This is a genomic window from Lonsdalea quercina subsp. quercina, assembly GCF_000688695.1.
Classification (GTDB): Bacteria; Pseudomonadota; Gammaproteobacteria; order Enterobacterales; family Enterobacteriaceae; genus Lonsdalea; species Lonsdalea quercina_D.
Window position 1 is genome coordinate 206,830 of sequence record NZ_JIBQ01000002.1, and the last position, 18,020, is coordinate 224,849.

20 protein-coding genes are annotated in these 18,020 nt (G+C 57.4%); all 20 read right to left on the minus strand.

Translation table 11 applies throughout. From position 1 onward, the window contains the following. Nucleotides 1–10 precede the first annotated feature (10 nt). Nucleotides 11–787, minus strand: coding sequence for a phosphate ABC transporter ATP-binding protein PstB (gene pstB / locus SB13_RS01065; protein ID WP_026738579.1), 777 nt, complete (start codon nt 785–787; stop codon nt 11–13). A gap of 52 nt (nt 788–839) precedes the next feature. Next, the gene (gene pstA, locus SB13_RS01070; protein WP_026738580.1) at nt 840–1,727 is read right to left on the minus strand and encodes a phosphate ABC transporter permease PstA; all 888 of its coding nucleotides are present in this window, start codon (nt 1,725–1,727) and stop codon (nt 840–842) included. After that, the gene (gene pstC / locus SB13_RS01075; RefSeq protein WP_026738581.1) at nt 1,727–2,686 is read right to left on the minus strand and encodes a phosphate ABC transporter permease PstC; all 960 of its coding nucleotides are present in this window, start codon (nt 2,684–2,686) and stop codon (nt 1,727–1,729) included. The genes pstA and pstC overlap by 1 nt, the downstream gene beginning before the upstream one ends. A gap of 123 nt (nt 2,687–2,809) precedes the next feature. Then, a complete protein-coding gene (gene pstS / locus SB13_RS01080; RefSeq protein WP_026738582.1) occupies nt 2,810–3,850 on the minus strand; it encodes a phosphate ABC transporter substrate-binding protein PstS in 1,041 nt (346 codons plus the stop codon). A gap of 607 nt (nt 3,851–4,457) precedes the next feature. Beyond that, complete coding sequence (locus tag SB13_RS01085) at nt 4,458–5,684, minus strand: beta-ketoacyl-ACP synthase (RefSeq protein ID WP_026738583.1); 1,227 nt, start codon at nt 5,682–5,684, stop codon at nt 4,458–4,460. Next, entirely contained in the window at nt 5,684–6,415 is a 732-nt protein-coding gene (locus SB13_RS01090) for a 3-ketoacyl-ACP reductase FabG2 (RefSeq protein WP_026738584.1), read from the minus strand. Before SB13_RS01090 ends, SB13_RS01085 begins: the two co-directional genes overlap by 1 nt. Continuing rightward, a complete protein-coding gene (locus SB13_RS01095; protein WP_026738585.1) occupies nt 6,412–6,888 on the minus strand; it encodes a hotdog family protein in 477 nt (158 codons plus the stop codon). The genes SB13_RS01090 and SB13_RS01095 overlap by 4 nt, the downstream gene beginning before the upstream one ends. Further along, nucleotides 6,881–8,038, minus strand: coding sequence for a beta-ketoacyl-[acyl-carrier-protein] synthase family protein (locus SB13_RS01100; RefSeq protein ID WP_026738586.1), 1,158 nt, complete (start codon nt 8,036–8,038; stop codon nt 6,881–6,883). Before SB13_RS01100 ends, SB13_RS01095 begins: the two co-directional genes overlap by 8 nt. Beyond that, on the minus strand, nt 8,035–8,610 hold the full coding sequence (locus SB13_RS01105) for a DUF3261 domain-containing protein (protein WP_200873529.1): 576 nt from the start codon (nt 8,608–8,610) through the stop codon (nt 8,035–8,037). Before SB13_RS01105 ends, SB13_RS01100 begins: the two co-directional genes overlap by 4 nt. Continuing rightward, nucleotides 8,610–10,931 carry an MMPL family transporter gene (locus SB13_RS01110; RefSeq protein ID WP_026738588.1) on the minus strand — a complete coding sequence of 774 codons (2,322 nt, stop codon included), beginning with the start codon at nt 10,929–10,931 and terminating at the stop codon, nt 8,610–8,612. Before SB13_RS01110 ends, SB13_RS01105 begins: the two co-directional genes overlap by 1 nt. Beyond that, nucleotides 10,903–11,484 (minus strand): LolA family protein, encoded by a 582-nt coding sequence (locus SB13_RS01115; RefSeq protein ID WP_036150133.1) that lies wholly within the window; start codon nt 11,482–11,484, stop codon nt 10,903–10,905. Before SB13_RS01115 ends, SB13_RS01110 begins: the two co-directional genes overlap by 29 nt. A gap of 20 nt (nt 11,485–11,504) precedes the next feature. Continuing rightward, nucleotides 11,505–11,933 (minus strand): acyl-CoA thioesterase, encoded by a 429-nt coding sequence (locus SB13_RS01120; RefSeq protein WP_026738590.1) that lies wholly within the window; start codon nt 11,931–11,933, stop codon nt 11,505–11,507. After that, entirely contained in the window at nt 11,930–13,639 is a 1,710-nt protein-coding gene (locus SB13_RS01125; RefSeq protein ID WP_026738591.1) for a glycosyltransferase family 2 protein, read from the minus strand. Before SB13_RS01125 ends, SB13_RS01120 begins: the two co-directional genes overlap by 4 nt. Further along, nucleotides 13,630–13,983, minus strand: a complete 354-nt coding sequence (locus SB13_RS01130; RefSeq protein WP_026738592.1) for an ApeI family dehydratase — start codon at nt 13,981–13,983, stop codon at nt 13,630–13,632. The genes SB13_RS01125 and SB13_RS01130 overlap by 10 nt, the downstream gene beginning before the upstream one ends. Beyond that, nucleotides 13,970–15,328, minus strand: coding sequence for an AMP-binding protein (locus tag SB13_RS01135; RefSeq protein ID WP_026738593.1), 1,359 nt, complete (start codon nt 15,326–15,328; stop codon nt 13,970–13,972). The genes SB13_RS01130 and SB13_RS01135 overlap by 14 nt, the downstream gene beginning before the upstream one ends. Beyond that, nucleotides 15,328–15,921: a COG4648 family protein gene (locus SB13_RS01140; RefSeq protein WP_051619044.1), complete on the minus strand. Its 594-nt coding sequence runs from the start codon at nt 15,919–15,921 to the stop codon at nt 15,328–15,330. The genes SB13_RS01135 and SB13_RS01140 overlap by 1 nt, the downstream gene beginning before the upstream one ends. Next, the gene (locus SB13_RS01145; RefSeq protein WP_026738595.1) at nt 15,908–16,159 is read right to left on the minus strand and encodes an acyl carrier protein; all 252 of its coding nucleotides are present in this window, start codon (nt 16,157–16,159) and stop codon (nt 15,908–15,910) included. The genes SB13_RS01140 and SB13_RS01145 overlap by 14 nt, the downstream gene beginning before the upstream one ends. Nucleotides 16,160–16,161: 2 nt before the next feature. Beyond that, nucleotides 16,162–16,446, minus strand: a complete 285-nt coding sequence (locus SB13_RS01150; RefSeq protein ID WP_026738596.1) for a phosphopantetheine-binding protein — start codon at nt 16,444–16,446, stop codon at nt 16,162–16,164. Nucleotides 16,447–16,479: 33 nt separating this feature from the next. Further along, on the minus strand, nt 16,480–17,268 hold the full coding sequence (locus SB13_RS01155) for a lysophospholipid acyltransferase family protein (RefSeq protein WP_026738597.1): 789 nt from the start codon (nt 17,266–17,268) through the stop codon (nt 16,480–16,482). After that, nucleotides 17,261–17,989, minus strand: a complete 729-nt coding sequence (locus SB13_RS01160) for a beta-ketoacyl synthase chain length factor (RefSeq protein ID WP_026738598.1) — start codon at nt 17,987–17,989, stop codon at nt 17,261–17,263. Before SB13_RS01160 ends, SB13_RS01155 begins: the two co-directional genes overlap by 8 nt. Nucleotides 17,990–18,020 lie beyond the last annotated feature (31 nt).

Consider the following 18,020-nt stretch of genomic DNA (forward strand, 5'->3'; position numbering starts at 1 on the left):
ACTCCCCTGATCAACCGTAGCGACCGGTGATGTAGTCTTCGGTCTGTTTCTGCTGTGGCGCAGTAAACAGCGTATCGGTGTCGCTGAATTCAATCAGCTCTCCCAGGTACATGAACGCCGTATGATCGGAACAGCGCGCTGCCTGCTGCATGTTATGGGTGACAATCACCACGGTGTACTCTTTCTTCAATTCAGAGATCAGCTCTTCGATGCGACCCGTCGAGATCGGGTCCAGCGCCGAGCAGGGTTCATCCAGCAAAAGGACGTCAGGCCGGATAGCGATCCCGCGCGCGATGCACAAACGCTGCTGCTGACCGCCGGACAGGCTGTAACCGCTCTGGTGCAGCTTGTCTTTCGTTTCCTGCCACAGCGCCGCCTTGGTCAGCGCCCATTGCACACGTTCGTCCATCTCAACGCGAGACAGCTTCTCGAACAGACGAACGCCGAAGGCGATGTTGTCATAAATCGACATCGGGAACGGCGTGGGTTTCTGGAAAACCATGCCCACTTTCGCACGCAGCAAAGCGATATCCTGACTATCGGTGAGGATATTGTTTCCGTCCAACAGGATTTCTCCTTCGGCGCGCTGCTCCGGATAAAGCTGATACATTTTGTTCAAGGTGCGCAACAGCGTCGATTTACCGCACCCTGACGGACCGATAAACGCAGTGACCTGATTCTGTGCGATATCCAGCGTGATGTTTTTCAGCGCGTGAAATTTTCCATAATAGAAATTCAGATCACGCACCTGGATTTTGCTGGTGGATGTCTCAGTAACGATACTCATCAAGACTTCTCTCTTCTAGCGGTGGTGCTGCTTCGCAACACTCGACAGGGTTTTAGGCGCTTTTCTTAGCGAACAGCACGCGCGCCACAATATTCAGCAACAGAACGCAGAGCGTAATCAGCAACACCCCTGCCCAGGCCAGATCCTGCCACTCTTTGAACGGACTCATGGCGAACTTGAAGATCGTGACCGGCAGGTTGGCTATCGGGTTCATCAGATCGGTGCTCCAGAACTGATTCGACAGCGAGGTGAACAGCAGCGGCGCCGTTTCCCCGGCAATACGCGCCACCGCCAGCAAAATCCCGGTGATGATGCCGGATACAGAGGCTTTCAGGGTGATGGCGGAAATCATTTTCCACTTCGGCGTTCCCAGCGCGTAAGCCGCTTCTCGCAGGCTGTCCGGCACCAGCTTCAGCATGTTTTCAGTCGTGCGGATCACGATAGGCACCTGCAGCAACGCCAGTGCGATCACGCCGGCCCAGCCGGAAAAGTGCTCCATCTTCGCCACGACCAGCGTGTAAACGAAGAGGCCGACCACGATGGAAGGCGCCGACAGCAAAATATCGTTAATGAAGCGAATCACTTCGGCGATCAGCGACTTACGGCCGTACTCCGCCAGGTAGATCCCGGCCAAAATGCCCAGCGGCGTGCCGAACAACGTGGCCCATAGGATGAGCAACCCGCTGCCGACGATCGCATTCGCCAGACCGCCTCCGGGAGTATTGGGCGGCGGCGTCATTTCAGTGAACAGCGCCATCGACATTCCGTCGAATCCCCGGGTAAAGGTGGAGAACAAAATCCAGATCAGCCAGAACAGTCCGAACGCCATGGTCAACATGGACAAGCACAGCGCGATGCGGTTTTTCTGGCGACGCCAGGACTGCATTTTGCGTCGATTACGCGCGACCTCGTCGCTGCGTTCGATTTCCATCGTCGCCATCAGCTCGCCCCCTCATTTTTCGCCAGACGCATGATCATGAATTTTGAGCAGGCCAGGACGATGAACGTAATCACAAACAGAATCAGCCCCAGCTCCATCAGCGCCGCGGTATGCAGGCCGGTATCCGCCTCGGCGAATTCATTGGCCAGCGCGGAGGTGATGCTGTTGCCGGGCATAAACAGCGAAACGCTGTCCAGCTGATAGGTATTACCGATAATGAAGGTCACCGCCATGGTCTCACCCAACGCGCGCCCCAGACCCAGCATGACGCCGCCAATGACCCCGTTTTTAGTGAATGGCAGCACGATGTGCCAGATCACTTCCCAGGTGGTGCACCCAATGCCGTAAGCCGACTCTTTCATCATCACCGGCGTCTGCTCGAAGACGTCGCGCATGACGGCGGCGATATAAGGGATGATCATGATGGCCAGAATCACGCCTGCGGCCAGAATACCAATGCCGAAGGCAGGACCGGAGAACAAGGAACCCACGAACGGGATAGCGGACAACACGTTTCCTACCGGCTGTTGGAAATATTGCGCGAACAGCGGCGCAAAAATAAACAGCCCCCACATGCCGTACACAATGCTGGGGATCGCCGCCAGCAGCTCGATAGCGACGCCCAGCGGGCGCCTCAACCAGCCGGGAGCCAGCTCCGTCAGAAACAGCGCGATACCGAAACTGATGGGAATAGCGATGATGAGCGCGATCAGGGAGGTGACGATAGTGCCGTAAATCGGCACCAAAGCGCCGAATTTTCCAGCAGGCGCATCCCACTCTTTCGTCCACAGGAATGAAAAACCGAAGGTTTGAATACTGGGCCACGACGCAATAATCAGCGAAACGATAATACCGCCCAGCAGCAGCAACGTTAACAGCGCCGCCAACCGGACCACCGCGCCGAAGATCACGTCGCCATGTTTTCCTGGTGGAGTAATGGTTGGCTTATATTCAGCCATACAACTCTCTTCCTAATAAACTGGGATAACCCAATGAAATGTTCAAAGGTGGATAGGCCGTTTCCGGTTTATCCACCTCTCAGTTACTGCCTAATGGGAAACGTTCTATCGTACAACGTACGATTAGTACAGGGCTTTACCCTCACTGTCTTTAATCTGGGTTTTCCACGCGGCGCGAACCTGTTCGACCACTTCTTTCGGCAGCGTCGCGTAATCCAGCGCTTCCGCCTGAGCGGCGCCTTTATCGTATGCCCAGTCGAAGAACTTCAGCACTTCTTTGCCGATCTCAGGTTTACTCTGGGTTTTTTGCAGCAAGATGAAGGTGGTAGAGGTAATTGGCCACACATCGTCGCCTTTCTGGTCCGTCAAATCCTGCGCGAAGGACTTGCTCCAGTCCACGCCTTTCGCCGCGTTGCTGAACGAAGCGCCAGACGGGCTGACCGCTTTGCCATCTGCGGAAATCAGCTTGGTGTAAACCAGGTTATTCTGTTTGGCGTAAGCGTATTCAACGTAACCGATCGACCCCGGCAGGCGCTGTACAAAAGCGGCGATCCCATCGTTGCCCTTACCGCCCAGACCGGTCGGCCAGTTCACCGTGTTGCCGGAACCGACTTTCTCTTTCCACTGCGCATTCACTTTCGCCAGGTAGCTGGTGAAGACATACGACGTGCCTGACCCGTCGGCGCGGCGAACCACGGCGATATCTTGGTTCGGCAGCGTCACATTCGGGTTCAGCTTGGCGATGGCCGGATCGTTCCATTTTTTGATCGTGCCCAGATAGATATCACCCAGCGTTTTGCCGTCCAGCGTCAGTTCGCCCTGCTTCACGCCTTGAACGTTGACCGCCAGCACGATACCGCCAATGACGGTCGGGAACTGAAACAGATGATCCTGAGCCAGCTTCTCATCCTTCAGCGGAGCGTCGGATGCGCCGAAATCGACGGTTTTAGCCGTCACCTGCTTCACCCCGCCGGAAGAACCAATGCCTTGATAGTTAACTTTATTGCTGGTTTCTTTCTGGTAGGAGTCAGCCCATTTGGCATAGACCGGAGCGGGGAAGGTCGCGCCTGCGCCGGTGATGTTAACGGCAGCGAAGGCAGAAACGGCGGTCAGAGAAACACCTGCTGCAACAAGACTGGCAACAGTGGTACGAATCAGTTTCATAATCCCTCCTGTGGGATATTATCGACGTGTAGACCCAGAGCGAGCGTGTATTATCAGAGTGTAGTTTGCTGGAGCAAAAAATAGGTCAATTCAATGACAGTAAAATGTACGAAATATTACATTTTTATGACACTCCTGGTATTTAAAAGAACGTATCGATCAACGCTCTATTTCGCCGTTAGTTTCCGTTTCTTTTCGCCTTTTTACGCTCATTGATCTTCACTATTCTCAGGCAATAAACGTCGAATTAAACGGTACGTCGGTTTATTTCCTTTCCCCCATCATCATGCGGTGAATAATGCCTTTCACGGTAGCGATGACGAATTAACGTCACTCATCAAGGAAAATAAAAACGCTATATTGACTCGCCAAACAAAAAACCATAATCACCCACAAAATCAATCATTAGCAGCGAAAGCATTCAAAGTATTACGTCACTGAAATATCAAAAAACGGCGTCAACGCCTTTTGAATCGATTAATAGGCTTAAGAATGGAAGGGCGCTGAATAAGTTCTTATAAGAAAGGGAGGGGTTTAAAATTAGACTAAATCGCGATATCGGATAACCTGCGGGTGAAACAGGTTATCCGGTAAATAAGCGCTCGTTTTACTTCCAGCGGTGGAAAATCAGCGAGGTATTGATGCCGCCGAACGCAAAATTATTCGACTGCACATAATCGACCTCAATACGCCGAGGTTCACTCATGATGTAGTCCAATTCGCCACACTCCTCGGCTGGCTGCCGTAAATTCAGCGTCGGCGCAAACCACCCCTCACGCATCATTTCAATCGACATCCAGGCCTCCAGCGAACCGCAGGCTCCCAGCGTATGTCCGAAGTAACTTTTCAACGAGGAGATCGGCGTAGTTCGACCATATACCGCCGCCGTCGCCAGGCTTTCCGCGATATCGCCGCGATCCGTCGCCGTGCCATGCGCGTTGATATAGCCGATATCTTCCGGCGACAAACCAGCGACGCGCAGGGCGCCCTCAATGCACAGCTGCATGGTTTCGCGCTGAGGTTGGGTGATATGCGCCGCATCGCAGTTGGTGTAGAAACCCACCAGTTCCGCATAGATGGTCGCACCGCGCGCCAGGGCATGGTCCAGCTCTTCCAGAATTAACGTCCCCGCCCCTTCGCCAATCACCAGACCATCGCGTCCAGCATCGAACGGCGCCGGGGTCGTTTCTGGGGCGTCATTGCGTTGGCTGGTGGCAAACAACGTATCGAAAACGGCGGCTTCCGACGGACACAGTTCTTCCGCCCCGCCCGCCACCATGACGGTCTGATAGCCATGCCGGATGGCTTCCCACGCATAACCGATGGCCTGACTGCCGGACGTACAGGCGCTGGATGTGGGGATCACGCGTCCCCGCAGGCCGAAGAACAGGCCGGCGTTTACGGCCGTGGTGTGAGGCATCATCTGGACATACGTCGTTCCAGTGATGTTATTGGTGTGTTTCTCCGTCAGCATGGTGGCAAATTCGCTGACCGGCCCGGTGCTGCCGGTGGAAGAGCCGTAGGCAATGCCGGTCTCGCCGTTGGTCAGGACAGGATGCCCCAGCAGACCCGCCTGTTCCAACGCCAGCTCCGTCGCCCGCGTCGCCAATAACGACACCCGGCCCATTGAGCGGATGCGCTTGCGCGTATAGTGATCAGGCAGCTGGAACGACTTTATGGGCGCGCCCAGCAGCGTGTTCAGGCCGTCATAGACCTGCCATTCCGGCATTTTGCTTACCGCGTTGCGGCCGGACAGCAAACCGCGGGAGACGCTTGCCCAGGATTCGCCAAACGCGGTTACCCCGCCCATTCCCGTCACCNCCACACGACGCATTACAGCATGCCTCCATTAATCGAAATCACCTGTCGGGTCACATAAGCTGCGATATCCGACATCAGGTAGCTCGCCAATCCGGCGACCTCTTCTGCTTGCCCCATGCGCTTCATAGGGATCATTTTCATCGCCTCGTCCACCGCAACGGGCTCCATCTGAATCATACCGGTATCAATCAACCCCGGCGCGATGCAGTTCACCGTGATCTTGCGTTTAGCCAGTTCGATGGCCAGCGCTTTCGTCGCGCCGATAATTCCGGCCTTGGCGGCGCTGTAGTTTACCTGACCGCGGTTTCCCATCAGACCGGAGACGGACGATAGCGTGATGATGCGGCCCCCCTGACGCAGGCCGATCATCGGCATGACGCAGGGGTGGATCACGTTGTAGAAGCTGTCGAGGTTTGTGTGAATCACCCGATCCCACGCGTCTTCATCGAGCGCGGGAAAGGCGCCGTCACAGGTGATGCCCGCATTATTGACGAGGCCATAATAAGCCCCGTGACGCTCGATATCCTGCTCAATCTCCGTACGGCATTGCTCACGATCGGCGATATCAAATCCGATAATGCGACCCTGACCGCCCGATTCAACAATCTGGCGCAGCGTCTGCTCGGCGCCTTCCCGATCGCGATGATAATGCACCGCCACCGTAAATCCGTCCGCCGCCAGACTCAAAGCGATGGCCTGGCCAATCCCTTTGCTGGCACCTGTTACCAAGACTGAACGACTCATTCGTTTTTTTCCTGCTCTAATAATTGTTGCAACTCGGCTTTGTCCGGCTGGTAGGTATTCAGCCTGCCGGAAGCGAACGACGCTCCCGCGATCGAGATATCCCCTTCAAAGCTGCCTATCTTCTCATCGCGCATCAGTAGCCTGACGTGAATATCCAGCAGCGATCCAGCGGGAAAGTACTCCTGCTGACAACGATAACCCCGTCCGCCCAAAAGCATGCCGGGCTGTGGCTTAACGTCCTGAACCTGTCGCTGATGCCAGCCGGACCAAACGCCGACGGTCTGGGCGATGATCTCAATGCCGAACCAGGCAGGCAGATTCCCCTCAGTATCCAGAAAAGGCGCCAGTACTCCGTTATCCGAAACACTCACCCGGCAATGGGCGCTATCGTCGTGAATGGCGACCACCTCTTCCACCATCACCATCGGCGTCTGGTGAGGCAGGTAACGCTCTGCGCAAGCATATTCAGCCATCATACCTCCCCAAAATCAGGCAGGCATTGTTACCGCCAAATGCGAAAGAGTTGGACAGAATGACGGGACGCGCCAATTCCGCGGGTTCAGTCAGGACACCGCACGGCGGGAGTTCATCGTCCCGCTCGCTCTGCGAAAAATCCTGCGGCGGCAGCGGCAGGCCACGCGTCAGCAGCAGCCAGCACAAGGCGGCCTCACCAATCCCCGCCGCCCCTAACATGTGGCCGGTCAGATGTTTGGTGGAGCTGCTGGGGACCGTGCTGCCGAACACGCGGTGAACCACATGAGACTCAATCTGATCGTTGAGCTTCGTCGCCGTACCGTGCAGATTGATGTAGCCCAAATCTTGCGGATCCAGGCCAGCGTCGTCCAACGCCATGCGGATCGCCCGCTCGGCGCCCTCGCCCTCCGGGTGCGGCGCGGACATATGATAAGCATCTGACGACTCGCCAACGCCAAGCACGGCTATCTCGGCCGGTTCCCGGCCAATCAACATCAGCGCGCCACCCTCTCCGATGGTAATGCCGTCGCGCTGTTTGCCGAACGGCGTACAGCGTTTTTCGGACAGCGATTCCAAACTATCGAACCCATTTAGCGGCATCCGGCTCAGCGTGTCGGCCCCGCCGACGATGGCGACATCCGCCAGCCCCGCATCGATCAGCCGTTTTCCGCTGATGAGCGCACGCGAACTGGAGGAGCAAGCAGTGGATATGGTGTAAGCCGGTCCGTGCAGCCCGAGGTAGGAGGCCAGAAAACGCGACGGATCGCCCAGCTCCTGCTGTTCATAGTGATAATCCATCGTCTGGTCGCTGACGTAGCAATCCGCCTCATCCAAGCCTGAGGTGCTGGTTCCCATCACGACGGCCACGCGTTCCGCCCCAAACCGGGCTATCGCCGCGTTAACCTGTGGAAGTATCTGCTGCAACGCAGCCAGCAGCAGCTGGTTATTGCGGGTTTTGTGCTTCGCCAGCGCATCGGGGATCGGCGGTAATTCAGCCATCACTTTTCCCGTCCAGCAGGTCTTGCCGTGCAATAACCAGCGGTGATCGGGACTCATACCGGGCGCGACGGAGCGCGACAGATTCCGGGCAATATCGTCATTATCGTTGCCCAAGGCATTCAGCATGCCCGCGGCATGGATATATATCATGACTCGCCGTCCAACGGTTGAATAGCAATCTTGTAGCCGAAGACGAACTGCTGAACGCTGACCGGCTCGCGCAGGTTATTTCTGGTCATATAACGAATTTCCGTAATCAGGTTGCCGCGATTATCACGCAGTTGCCTGACGTCTCCGCGATCGTGTAACGACCATCCCGCCGGAAGCTGGGGCAGCCAGGCGGCGATAGGCCAGTGGCTGAGCATGATGTCCGCCAGCACCTGATTGGCGGGCGGCATTTCGGGCAGAACGATGGCCTGCTCGGTGTGGATGCCCGCCGCATCATACGTGATGAGGAAAAGACGAATCCCCAAAGAGGACAATCCGGCCAGCGAAAGGCGCTGCTCATCCGCGCTCAGCATCACCATCAAAGACTGCTGTTTTCCCTTATAAGTACTGGTCAGCAGCTGCTGCTGATTGACCGCGGGCGTTATCGCCGGCGCGGGCAGAGTGNCCCTCACGCCCGGTTTAAGCCAAGCCTGAGGGCGGTTGTCCTGCGATTTGCCGGCGCAGGCGGCCAATAACAGGCTGAAAAACACCAGCACCACATTGCGTAATAACATTATTTTTTCTTTCCTTTCGAATCCGGTAAAGCCAGCGGCGCCAGTAAAAAGGCGATAAAAATACCACCGCACAGAACGATGCCAAAGCTGCTAATGGCCTGTGTACCGCTAAAGACCAGCATACCGAGCGTCAGCAACGTCGTGCACATCGCCAGCACCACCGCCAACAACGAGGTCATCGGCGTGCCGCGTGGGTTGCTGAAGAACAGCGTGTAGTTGATGCCAATGCCGAGCACAAGCACCAACGCGAGCAGAGAAAACAGGTTAAGCGCATGGCCGCTCAGCGCCAGCAGGGCGAGCGCGCCGCCCAAAGACAGGACCGACGGCACCACGCTCAGCAAGCCCTTGCGTACGCCGAGCCGCACCACATAGCTCAACGTAATCACCGCGACCGCCGCGATCAGCAGCCAGCTCAGCATGACGCGATAGAAGCCAAACAGGTGATCAAAGCTGCTTTTGCGGTCGATCCAGATAACGCCCGTCGTTTCCTGAGCCAGACGCGCCAACGCCGCGCTATCGCGAACGCCATTGACCGGTACCAGAGCACCGCTGCGGCCGTCAGGCAATGTCAGCCAGAGCAGCCGCCATCCCTCGCTCAGGGGACTGTTCAACCAGACCTCCGGCGTCACCGGCATCGGCCTCACATCCGGCGCAGACACGCTCACGCCCGCCTCTTGCAGTCGCGTCACCACGGTCGGCGCGGCGGCGGCGATGAGACTTTCATCCTGCTGTTGCTGCGCCCGCGAGACCAGCGGCAACAACCGGTAGGACATTAACCAGCGCTGATGTTGAGCCTCCCGGAGCCGGGGAGCCAACTGTTCCAGACGCTGCAGCGTTTGCTCAGCGCTGTCGCCGTACACGACGAACCAGGTTTGATCCCCGCCCTGTCCGGTTAACGCGGTGACCTGGCGCTCCTGCTGCATCAGCGCGGCGGGNATGGACTGCAACTGCGAGATATCGTCGTCAATGTTGAGCTGCCACATGCCGATAACGGCGAACACCAGCAGGGCGAAGGGGATGCCCCAACGCACCCGCCGATTTCGACGCCATGCCGCCAGCCAGCGACCCAGCAGCCCCATCGCCGGAATCGGACGCACTGGCAGCCCCCGCACCAAGCGCGGATACCAGCAAATGACCGTCAGGCAGGAGGCAGCCAGCCCCGTCGCGGCGAAAATCGCCAGTTGCTGCAATCCGGGGAACGGCGCCAGCACCATGATCAGATAGGCCACCACGGCCGTCCCTAACGCCAACAGCAGGGACGGCAGAACCTTGCGTAAACTCTCCAGCGGCGATACCGCGCCGCCATGCACCATGCGCTCGGTCAGGTAGTACAGCGTGTAGTCAGCCGAAATGCCGACAATACTGACGCTCATCACCAGCGTCATTAGGTGCAGTTCGCCGAACAGCAGCAGCGTAAAGACCGTTCCGGCCAGCGCGCCAATCGCCACGGAGAGCGCGCACAGCAACAGCGGCCGGGGCGAGCGGAAGACGGAAAACACCAACAGCAGCACGCCCACAATGGTCGCCGTGCCCAGCGTAGAGACATCCTGCTTCGCCTGCTGGCTGGCATGGTGGNTGAAAAGCACGGTGCCGCGCGTCAGCACCTGCGCGTCGGGATACCGGGTTTTCAGCGCTTCCTGTAAACGCGTCAACTTCTCGACCAGCTGCTGTCCCTGCGCCATATCGAACGAGTCGCCGTTCAGCTCGCCATGTAAAAAGTACCAGCGCTGACCGTTCTTATCCTGCGCGCTCAGCCATCCCTGCGATAGCCCAAGCTGGCTGGCCTGCTGCTGCAACGCTAATTGCGAACCTCGAACCAGCATCAGCGGATCGTGCGCCAGCTCCTGACCGCTGACCCCGGAGAAGGCGGAATAGAGCTGCGCCAGCACCCAGTCAGCCTGCGCGCCGCCGCCCTGCTGCAGACGCTGACGCGTGGCGTTGTCGATCAAACCGTTACGATGTTCGTAAGCAAACTTGCCCCACGCCTTCTGCTGCTCGGCGTCGATAGGGCCTTTGACCTGCTTGAGCTCCGGCCACGTCCGCAGTTGCTGCAGCCACCACGCGGCGGGAGCCGGATCGTCCTGTTGCCCCGCCGCGACGAGCCAGACCATCTGCTGATCGAGCCGCTGCATAAACCCCGCCTGCAGTTCCGGCGGGATGTTGCCCATCGACTTATCGGGCAATAACGCCAGCACACTGCTGTTGATGCGAGCCTGCGGCCACAGCAGCGTCAGCGCCACCAATAACGCCACGCAGCATCCGCCCCAGACGAACGCCGCCCGGCGATGCCATTTAGAAAACGAATCGTTTTTGCTCATCATCGCTCAATGTCCGGGGCGTCAGACGCTGGTTGCTAAGGGTTATCCGGGTGAGATCGCCCTGACGGTCGTTGAGCTCTATCTGGTCCAGATATTCACGGCCATTGAGGGTGATGGCGTTGAATAATTTATCCAGCGGCGAGGTTTTCGGCGTTAATACCAGCCGCCACCGCCGATCGCCCAGGTCGGCGAAATCAAGCGTGAAGTTTTGCTCCAGCACCTGACGGTCGGCCTGAAACAGCGCGCGCAACAGGTGGTTGAACTGAAACATCTGCGGATTGCTCTCCGCGGTCACAATCTGCGGCGCCTGCCCGTTCATGACCTGCACCATTCGTTGCTCGTCCAGCACCAGCGTCAGCGGGAAAGGCTTGGCCTGATGCCACCACAGCCCTTTTTGCTGTGCGATCAGCATTTCTCCGCTGGATTTAAGCGGTTGCGCCATCCCTTTAATTTCACGCGTCTGGGTAAACGCCGCCCGCACGACCGGCTGGCTGCTGAAACGCTGCTGTAGCGCTTCCAGCGTCATGGCCTGCGCCGTCAGGCTGAACATCATCATCACGGCAAAACCGAGTATTTTCACAGTGTTACTCCCAGTCGTTCCAGCAGGATATCGGGCGAGACAAAGCTCAGCGTCTGGCTTCCTTCCTCCACCGCCACCTGAATGGTGTAGCCGGTAGTGGTGCGTTGTCCGCTCTCTACATCGAAAATTTGGTAGGCGATCCGCAGCCGGTTCTCCACTTCTTCCACCGTCGCGCGAACGCGAATACGCTGTTCGTAGGTCAGCGGCGAGCGGTATTTAACGCGGGTATCCACGACCGGCCAGACGTAGCCGGATGCCTTCATTTCCCGGTAGCCATAGTTGAACTTGCTCAACAGCGCTTCACGCGCCACCTCGAAAAAGCGGAAGTAGTGGCCATGCCACACCACGCCCATCGGGTCGCAATCGTGGAATGAAACCGTTATCTCCACATCGTGACTCAGGCGGGGATCGTTCAGTGCACTCATTGTTTTTTCCTATCTGCCGACGTCTCGTCCGGCAAACTCCAAAAATCAAAAAAATTAAACCAGTCGAGAGGGGCTTTCAGCGCATAGTGCGCCAGCCTCCCGGCATAGCGGTCGATAACCTGTTGCAACGCCTCCTGGCGCGACCTTCTGGGCAGCACAATCGGATCGGCGAATGGCTCGCAGTAAACCCGAAGCTGGTTTTGCTCACGAAGGACAAACATACATAACACCGGGCAGCGCAGCGCGGCCGCGAGAATAAACGGCCCCTGCGGGAAGGGAGCGGGACGTCCCATAAAATCACTCCAGACGACGCGCTGCTGAACGCCGCGATGACGATGGACGGCAAGGCGGTCGCCGACTATCGCGACCCACTCGCCCGCATCCAGCTTTTGCTGCAACAGCATCGCGGTTTCCGGTCCGATGTCGCGAATGGGGATCAGATTCACGCCCGCCTGCGGCGTCATGCTCTCCTGAATCTGCCGGAAACGCTGGGCATTATCAGTAAATACCAGTGCATTTATCACCAATCCACTGACCTGTTGGGCCATACCACGACACACTTCGATGTCGCCGAGATGTGAGGCCAGGATCAATTGTCCCCGCTCCCGTCCTTGATGGATGACGTCCAGCGCGCCCGGCGCAAAGTCGATCTCCTTACCCCAGTGCAACTCCCCGCGCCAGCTGGCGATTTTATCCAGCATCGCGTAGCCAAAACGCAGAAAATGGCGATAGCTGTTCAAGGGACGCGGCAGCGCAATGCCCTGACCATCCGCATAGTCATGAACCTGAGCCAGCCACTGGCTAGACGCCTGCCGCTGCGACTTTCCGGTTAACCAGTAAAAAGCGATGACGGGCCACAGCAGCAGGGAAAAACCTCGCCGTCCCAGCCATTGATAGACGGCCAACATGAAGCGCATGCCCAGCAAACCTTTACGTTCGGCAATCCGCGCCCAGTGCGTGCGGCGACGGCGGAACAAGAGAGAGGGTATGCGCGGCAACATGCCGAAAAACAGGCGGGTGTGCATCCAGGAGATACGAAGATTGTCTCGCAGCGCGTCAAAATGCGAGATGCCGTTGTCTGGATAGGTGACGCGCGTCTCAATGAAACGGCTGGCGGTGCCTTGCCAGTAAAGCCGGACCATGATTTCCGTGTCGAAATCCATCCGTCGGCCTATCGTCCGTTGAGACGTCAGCGCCAGCGTGGCCGCCAACGGGTAAACTCGAAATCCACACATGCTGTCTTTGATCGAAAGGGAAAGCGTCTCGACCCAGACCCAGAAATGGGTGACGTAGCGGCCGTAGAGGCGAGATTTAGGCACGGAGGCGTCATAACGCGGACGCCCCGAAATCAGGCTCTCAGGGTACGCGCGGGCGTCGTCCAGCAGCCGAGGAATATCCTCAATCTGATGCTGTCCGTCCGCATCCACCTGCAACGCGTGCGTATAGCCTGCGGCCGCAGCGGTTTCGAACCCCACGATCACCGCCGCGCCTTTACCCTGATTCTTCGCAAGACGCACCAGCGCCACGCGATCGTTTTCGCGGGCCAGTTGTTCCAACTGCTGCCGCGTGGCCGTCTCGCTGCCGTCATCCACGATAAAAACAGGCAGATCGAAAGACGCCAGTCGCGCCAGAACGCCGGGCATCATGCCGCCGTGGTTATAGCAAGGGATCACTACGCAGGGTAAGAAATCGCGGTTCACTGACATAGGGTAATTTTCCCGTTGCTTGCCGGCAGTTCGTCACCTTGCGCCTGCACGATGTGGTAGCTAAACGCCAGCTGTCGTTTGTCTTTCTTCCAGTTCAGGGTAAGACGCAGCGTGTTGCCCGGGAGTACGGGGCGTTGAAACTTGAGGCTTTCCACCGCGCTGAAACGCCACTGCGGCGCCAGGATCTCCACGCCATAACGCATCGCCCAGTCGAGCTGAGCGATGCCGGGGAGCAGCGGTTGTTCGGGGAAATGGCCGCGGAACCAAAACAGACGCTCGTCGGCGCTCAGCATCAGCTCCGCCTGGCCCTCATGGGTTGTCCGGGAGATCTCAACGGGCAGCATGGAAAAGCTCCTGTATTTGTGGCCAGGCGCGCTTGCTCTGCGTGTTGACGGGAATGGCCTCGACAATGCGCCATAACCGCGGCATCGCGACCGGTTCCAGCCACTGATGCAGCTCATGACGCCATTTTCGTTTCAGATTCGGCAGGTCGGCGGCCAGATGAGGGGCTTTGAGGACAAGCACCACGCCGATACATGCACGGTCGCCCCGCATGACCTGCACCGCTACCGCGTCTTCAATTTCAGGCAGTGACAGCAGTCGACGTTCGATTTCACTGAGAGAAATACGCTTATCTTCGACTTTCAAAATACGATCGTGACGACCGCACAGTTCGAACCGCCCGTCGCCGGTGAACGCCAGCTTGTCGTCCAGTCGAATCCCTTCCGGCTGTGGAATCAGGGCCGAACGCACCCACCAGTCGCCCGTGTCATCCGCCTGATGCGTCACGCCGTCGAACGGTGTCCAGACGGTCTTTTCTCCGTCACGCGAACNCCATGCCATGACGCCGGTTTCGGTACTGCCGTAGATCTCGTCGATCGGATGGCCTAACCCCTGAGCCGCTTTCTGCGCGGATCCCCAGGGCAGCGCGCCTCCCGCAGAGACAATCAGCTGACAGCGCGGCACCGCCAATGCGTAATCCAGACGCCGTAAGAAGGCCGGACTGCTGATAAAAGCGTAGCGCTGTTCGCGGGGGAATGCCGCCAGCTGTTCGGTGTACATGATTTGTCGGCTCTCGAAGCTCAGGCCTAATGCCATGGGCAACCAGATACAGAATGTCAGGCCGTACATGTGCTGATGCGTAACGGAGGCCACAACGTGGCAATCTTGCAAACGCTCGCCCCACAGCGCCCCCAGCCAACGCGACTCCTCATCAAGGCAGCTGACCGGCTTAACCACCTGCCGGGGTTTGCCGGTAGATCCCGAGGTGAACAGGACCACGCAGGCGTTATCCGGCATCGTCGGCAGATCGCCGGCGGGCGATGCCGGATGCGTTTCGGCATTGAGGGTCACGACGGGACAATCCAAAGGCAGCGCGATATCCGTGAGTACGCCATCGAAATCGCTCATCTGCTCTTGCAGCACCGACGAACGGCAGTGGCCGGGAATAATGGGTGTCTTACCCGCATGCAGCGACGCCAGCAACCCCACGGTAAACAGATAGCTGTCTTCAAAACAAAGCGCCCACCGCTGGGCGTTGTGGGCCAACAGCTGCTCGCACAGTAAAGTCACCTGCTGACGCAGCATGGCAAGCGTAAACACCTGCGAACCTTGGCTGGCCACTCGGCGTTGCGCGCCATTCTCCAGCGATAACCAGTCGCTGACCGGAGAGACTTTTATCGTCTTCATCATCTCTTTCTCAGGCGTTGGCGTATCAACCATTCTCCACCCATCACTATCCCTATCAACACGTAACTCATCAGCCCATTCCACAGGGTCCACCAGCGGATATTGCCCGCCAGACAGGTCCATGCCGCTACGCTGCCGTTAAACACGAAAAACAGACACCACATCTGCGTCACTTTGCGCGTATAGCGAATGGCCTGAGGGGGCAGGTCAGGTTCTTTCAGGCGGGCCAGCCGTTCAACGAGCGGCATGCGGCTGTATAGCGATCCGCCAAATAACCCCAGCATCACCAGATTCACCACCACCGGATACCCCATCAGCCACTGGGTATCCTGCAACCACAGGCTCGCCAGGCAAAGGAGCGCCCCGATGGCCGCCAGCAGGCCCCCGGTTTCTCTGAACAATCGCTTATCTCTGGATAACGCGTAAAAACGCAGTAGAAAAACCAGGGCCAGCAGAGGCAGGATCCAGCGTTGATGGGGGTGCGTGACACTAAACCACACCAGAAAAGGCCAGCTCAGCGTAAGCAGTGCGCTCAGCCCGGCCGTCAATCTGGAGAGGGTTTTCCCTGACGGTGAAGCGCTATTGCCCTTCATTGAGTAGATGTTCGACCGCAGTAACGACGTCCTGCACGGTTCGTACAGATTTGAAGGTTTCCGGGGAGATTTTCCGTCCAATACGTTTTTGCAGGTGAACCACCATATCCACAGCATCGATGCTGTCGAGTTCCAGATCCTCATACAAGCGGGATTCAGGGGTGATATCATCCGCATCAAGCTCGAAAAGCTTAACCAGCAACCCGGTGACTTCCTGATAAATATCGTTCTTATCCATAATTAACCCATTGTTTTATTATCAGAATTAACGGAACTCTGTGCGTTGATGAACGCAGCCAGAGTGGCGACAGAGAAGAAATGCTGACGCATCTCTTCACTTTCTGCGGAAAGCGCGACGCCATAACGGTTTTTAACCGCCAGCCCTAGTTCAAGTGCATCAATAGAATCCAAACCGAGCCCATCGCCAAATAACGGCGCATCGTTCTCAATCTCATCGACGCTCACCTCGTCAAGGTTCAGTGCATCAATAATCATTTGTTTGATTTCAATGAAAAGACTATCCATAACTCATACCTGTTTTTTTGAATAATAATGAAATTAAAGCGTTAACGAATCCCGTAAAAAACGAGTCAGGCGTCGCGCGGCCAAAGAGGGTTCGTCGCCCTGTCCGACAAAATCCTGGCTGCGAATACGCTCCTGAACCGTGACGGTCAAAAACGGTTTTACGCGGGGAATGTGGTACCAGCGGTCGTGTTTACCCAACGTCTGCTGGGTGCTACGAATATGGACGACACGGAGATCGCAGCCGCAGCGAACGGCGATGTTCGCCGCACCGCGTTGCAAGACCAGCGGCCGCCCGGGGTCGGTTCGGGTCCCTTCGGGGAAAATCATGATGGCCTCGCCGCGCTTCAAGCGCCGTTCGCACTCCGGCAGCAATGTGTATGACTGACTGTTGATCAGGTAGTCTGCCGAACGGATCACCCCGCGAAAGAACACATTTTTCTGCAACTCCGCCTTCACGAGACAATCTACCTCAGGCATGACCGATGCCAGCATGACGTAGTCGATCAGCGTTGGGTGATTGGCGACAACGAGACAACCGCGGTCTCTCCTGAGCGTATCCACCCCTTCTATTTTGTAGTCCAGCACGCCCAATGTACGAACGCACCAGAGGAAAAACCGAAAGCTCGCGGAGATGCTGCGACGCGCCAGCTGCCGGCGGCGTAATGCGCCGCAGGGCATCAGCAGCAGTAGGTTGAACCACACCAACGAAAGCAGGAGTCCGCCCAGGCTGAACATGCCGAAACAGAAGCCGGTCATCGCCAGCCGCCAGCCCCGGTTTAGCCAAGAAGAGGGAGCCATTGGGGCGATAGCATCATCACTCATAGCGCGCCTTCCACTGCCAGCTCACGTTGGCGCCCTCAATGTTGAATGCCTTCTTTTGCGCTAATACTGCCTGCAAAAATTGCAGACTTTGGGGCGTTCCAGGCTCTTCCGCCTTACTTGAAGGAGAGGATGCACACGTCAGGTCATCGCCGGGAGCCAGGAGCAGCGCAACCGCATAAGGGTAGCGCGGCACCTGTTCCGGCAGTTTATCGTCGAAAAAGGCAGGCACCGCGCCATCAAAATCCACCAGCACGACATGACGGTATCCCGCCTTATGCAGCGCGGCGACTTCCAGCAGCCCCTGCTGAAAGGAGTCCAGCCCTGCCGCAATCGACGTCGATACTAATGATGATCGGGCGGCGATAGTCAGACTTCCCACCGCGGAGTTATGCACAGACATCGTGAAGTCGGTAGGAGACAAGCTCTCCTGCTGCGACAGCGCCATCAGGATGCGCAGGTTACGCTCCAGTTCGCCGTGACGGCTGGTAAATACGACGGCGTCGCCGCCATGCTGTTGTAACAAAGANAATCCGCAATCAACCGAGAGCCGGCTGCCGCTATTGAGACGTCTCGCCGTCATCATCGGCAGATGGCGGCATTTGCCCACGGGTTGCTCAGGATCGATGGCACAGGGCGTTTTCGCCCAGCGCTGCCAGTCGGTAAGATCATTTAAGCCCGGCGCTCTCGCCTGCCAGTCAAGGAGTGTAAAAGCAAAATTCATACTTGGTTTTCTTCTATTCGTGTCACGATTA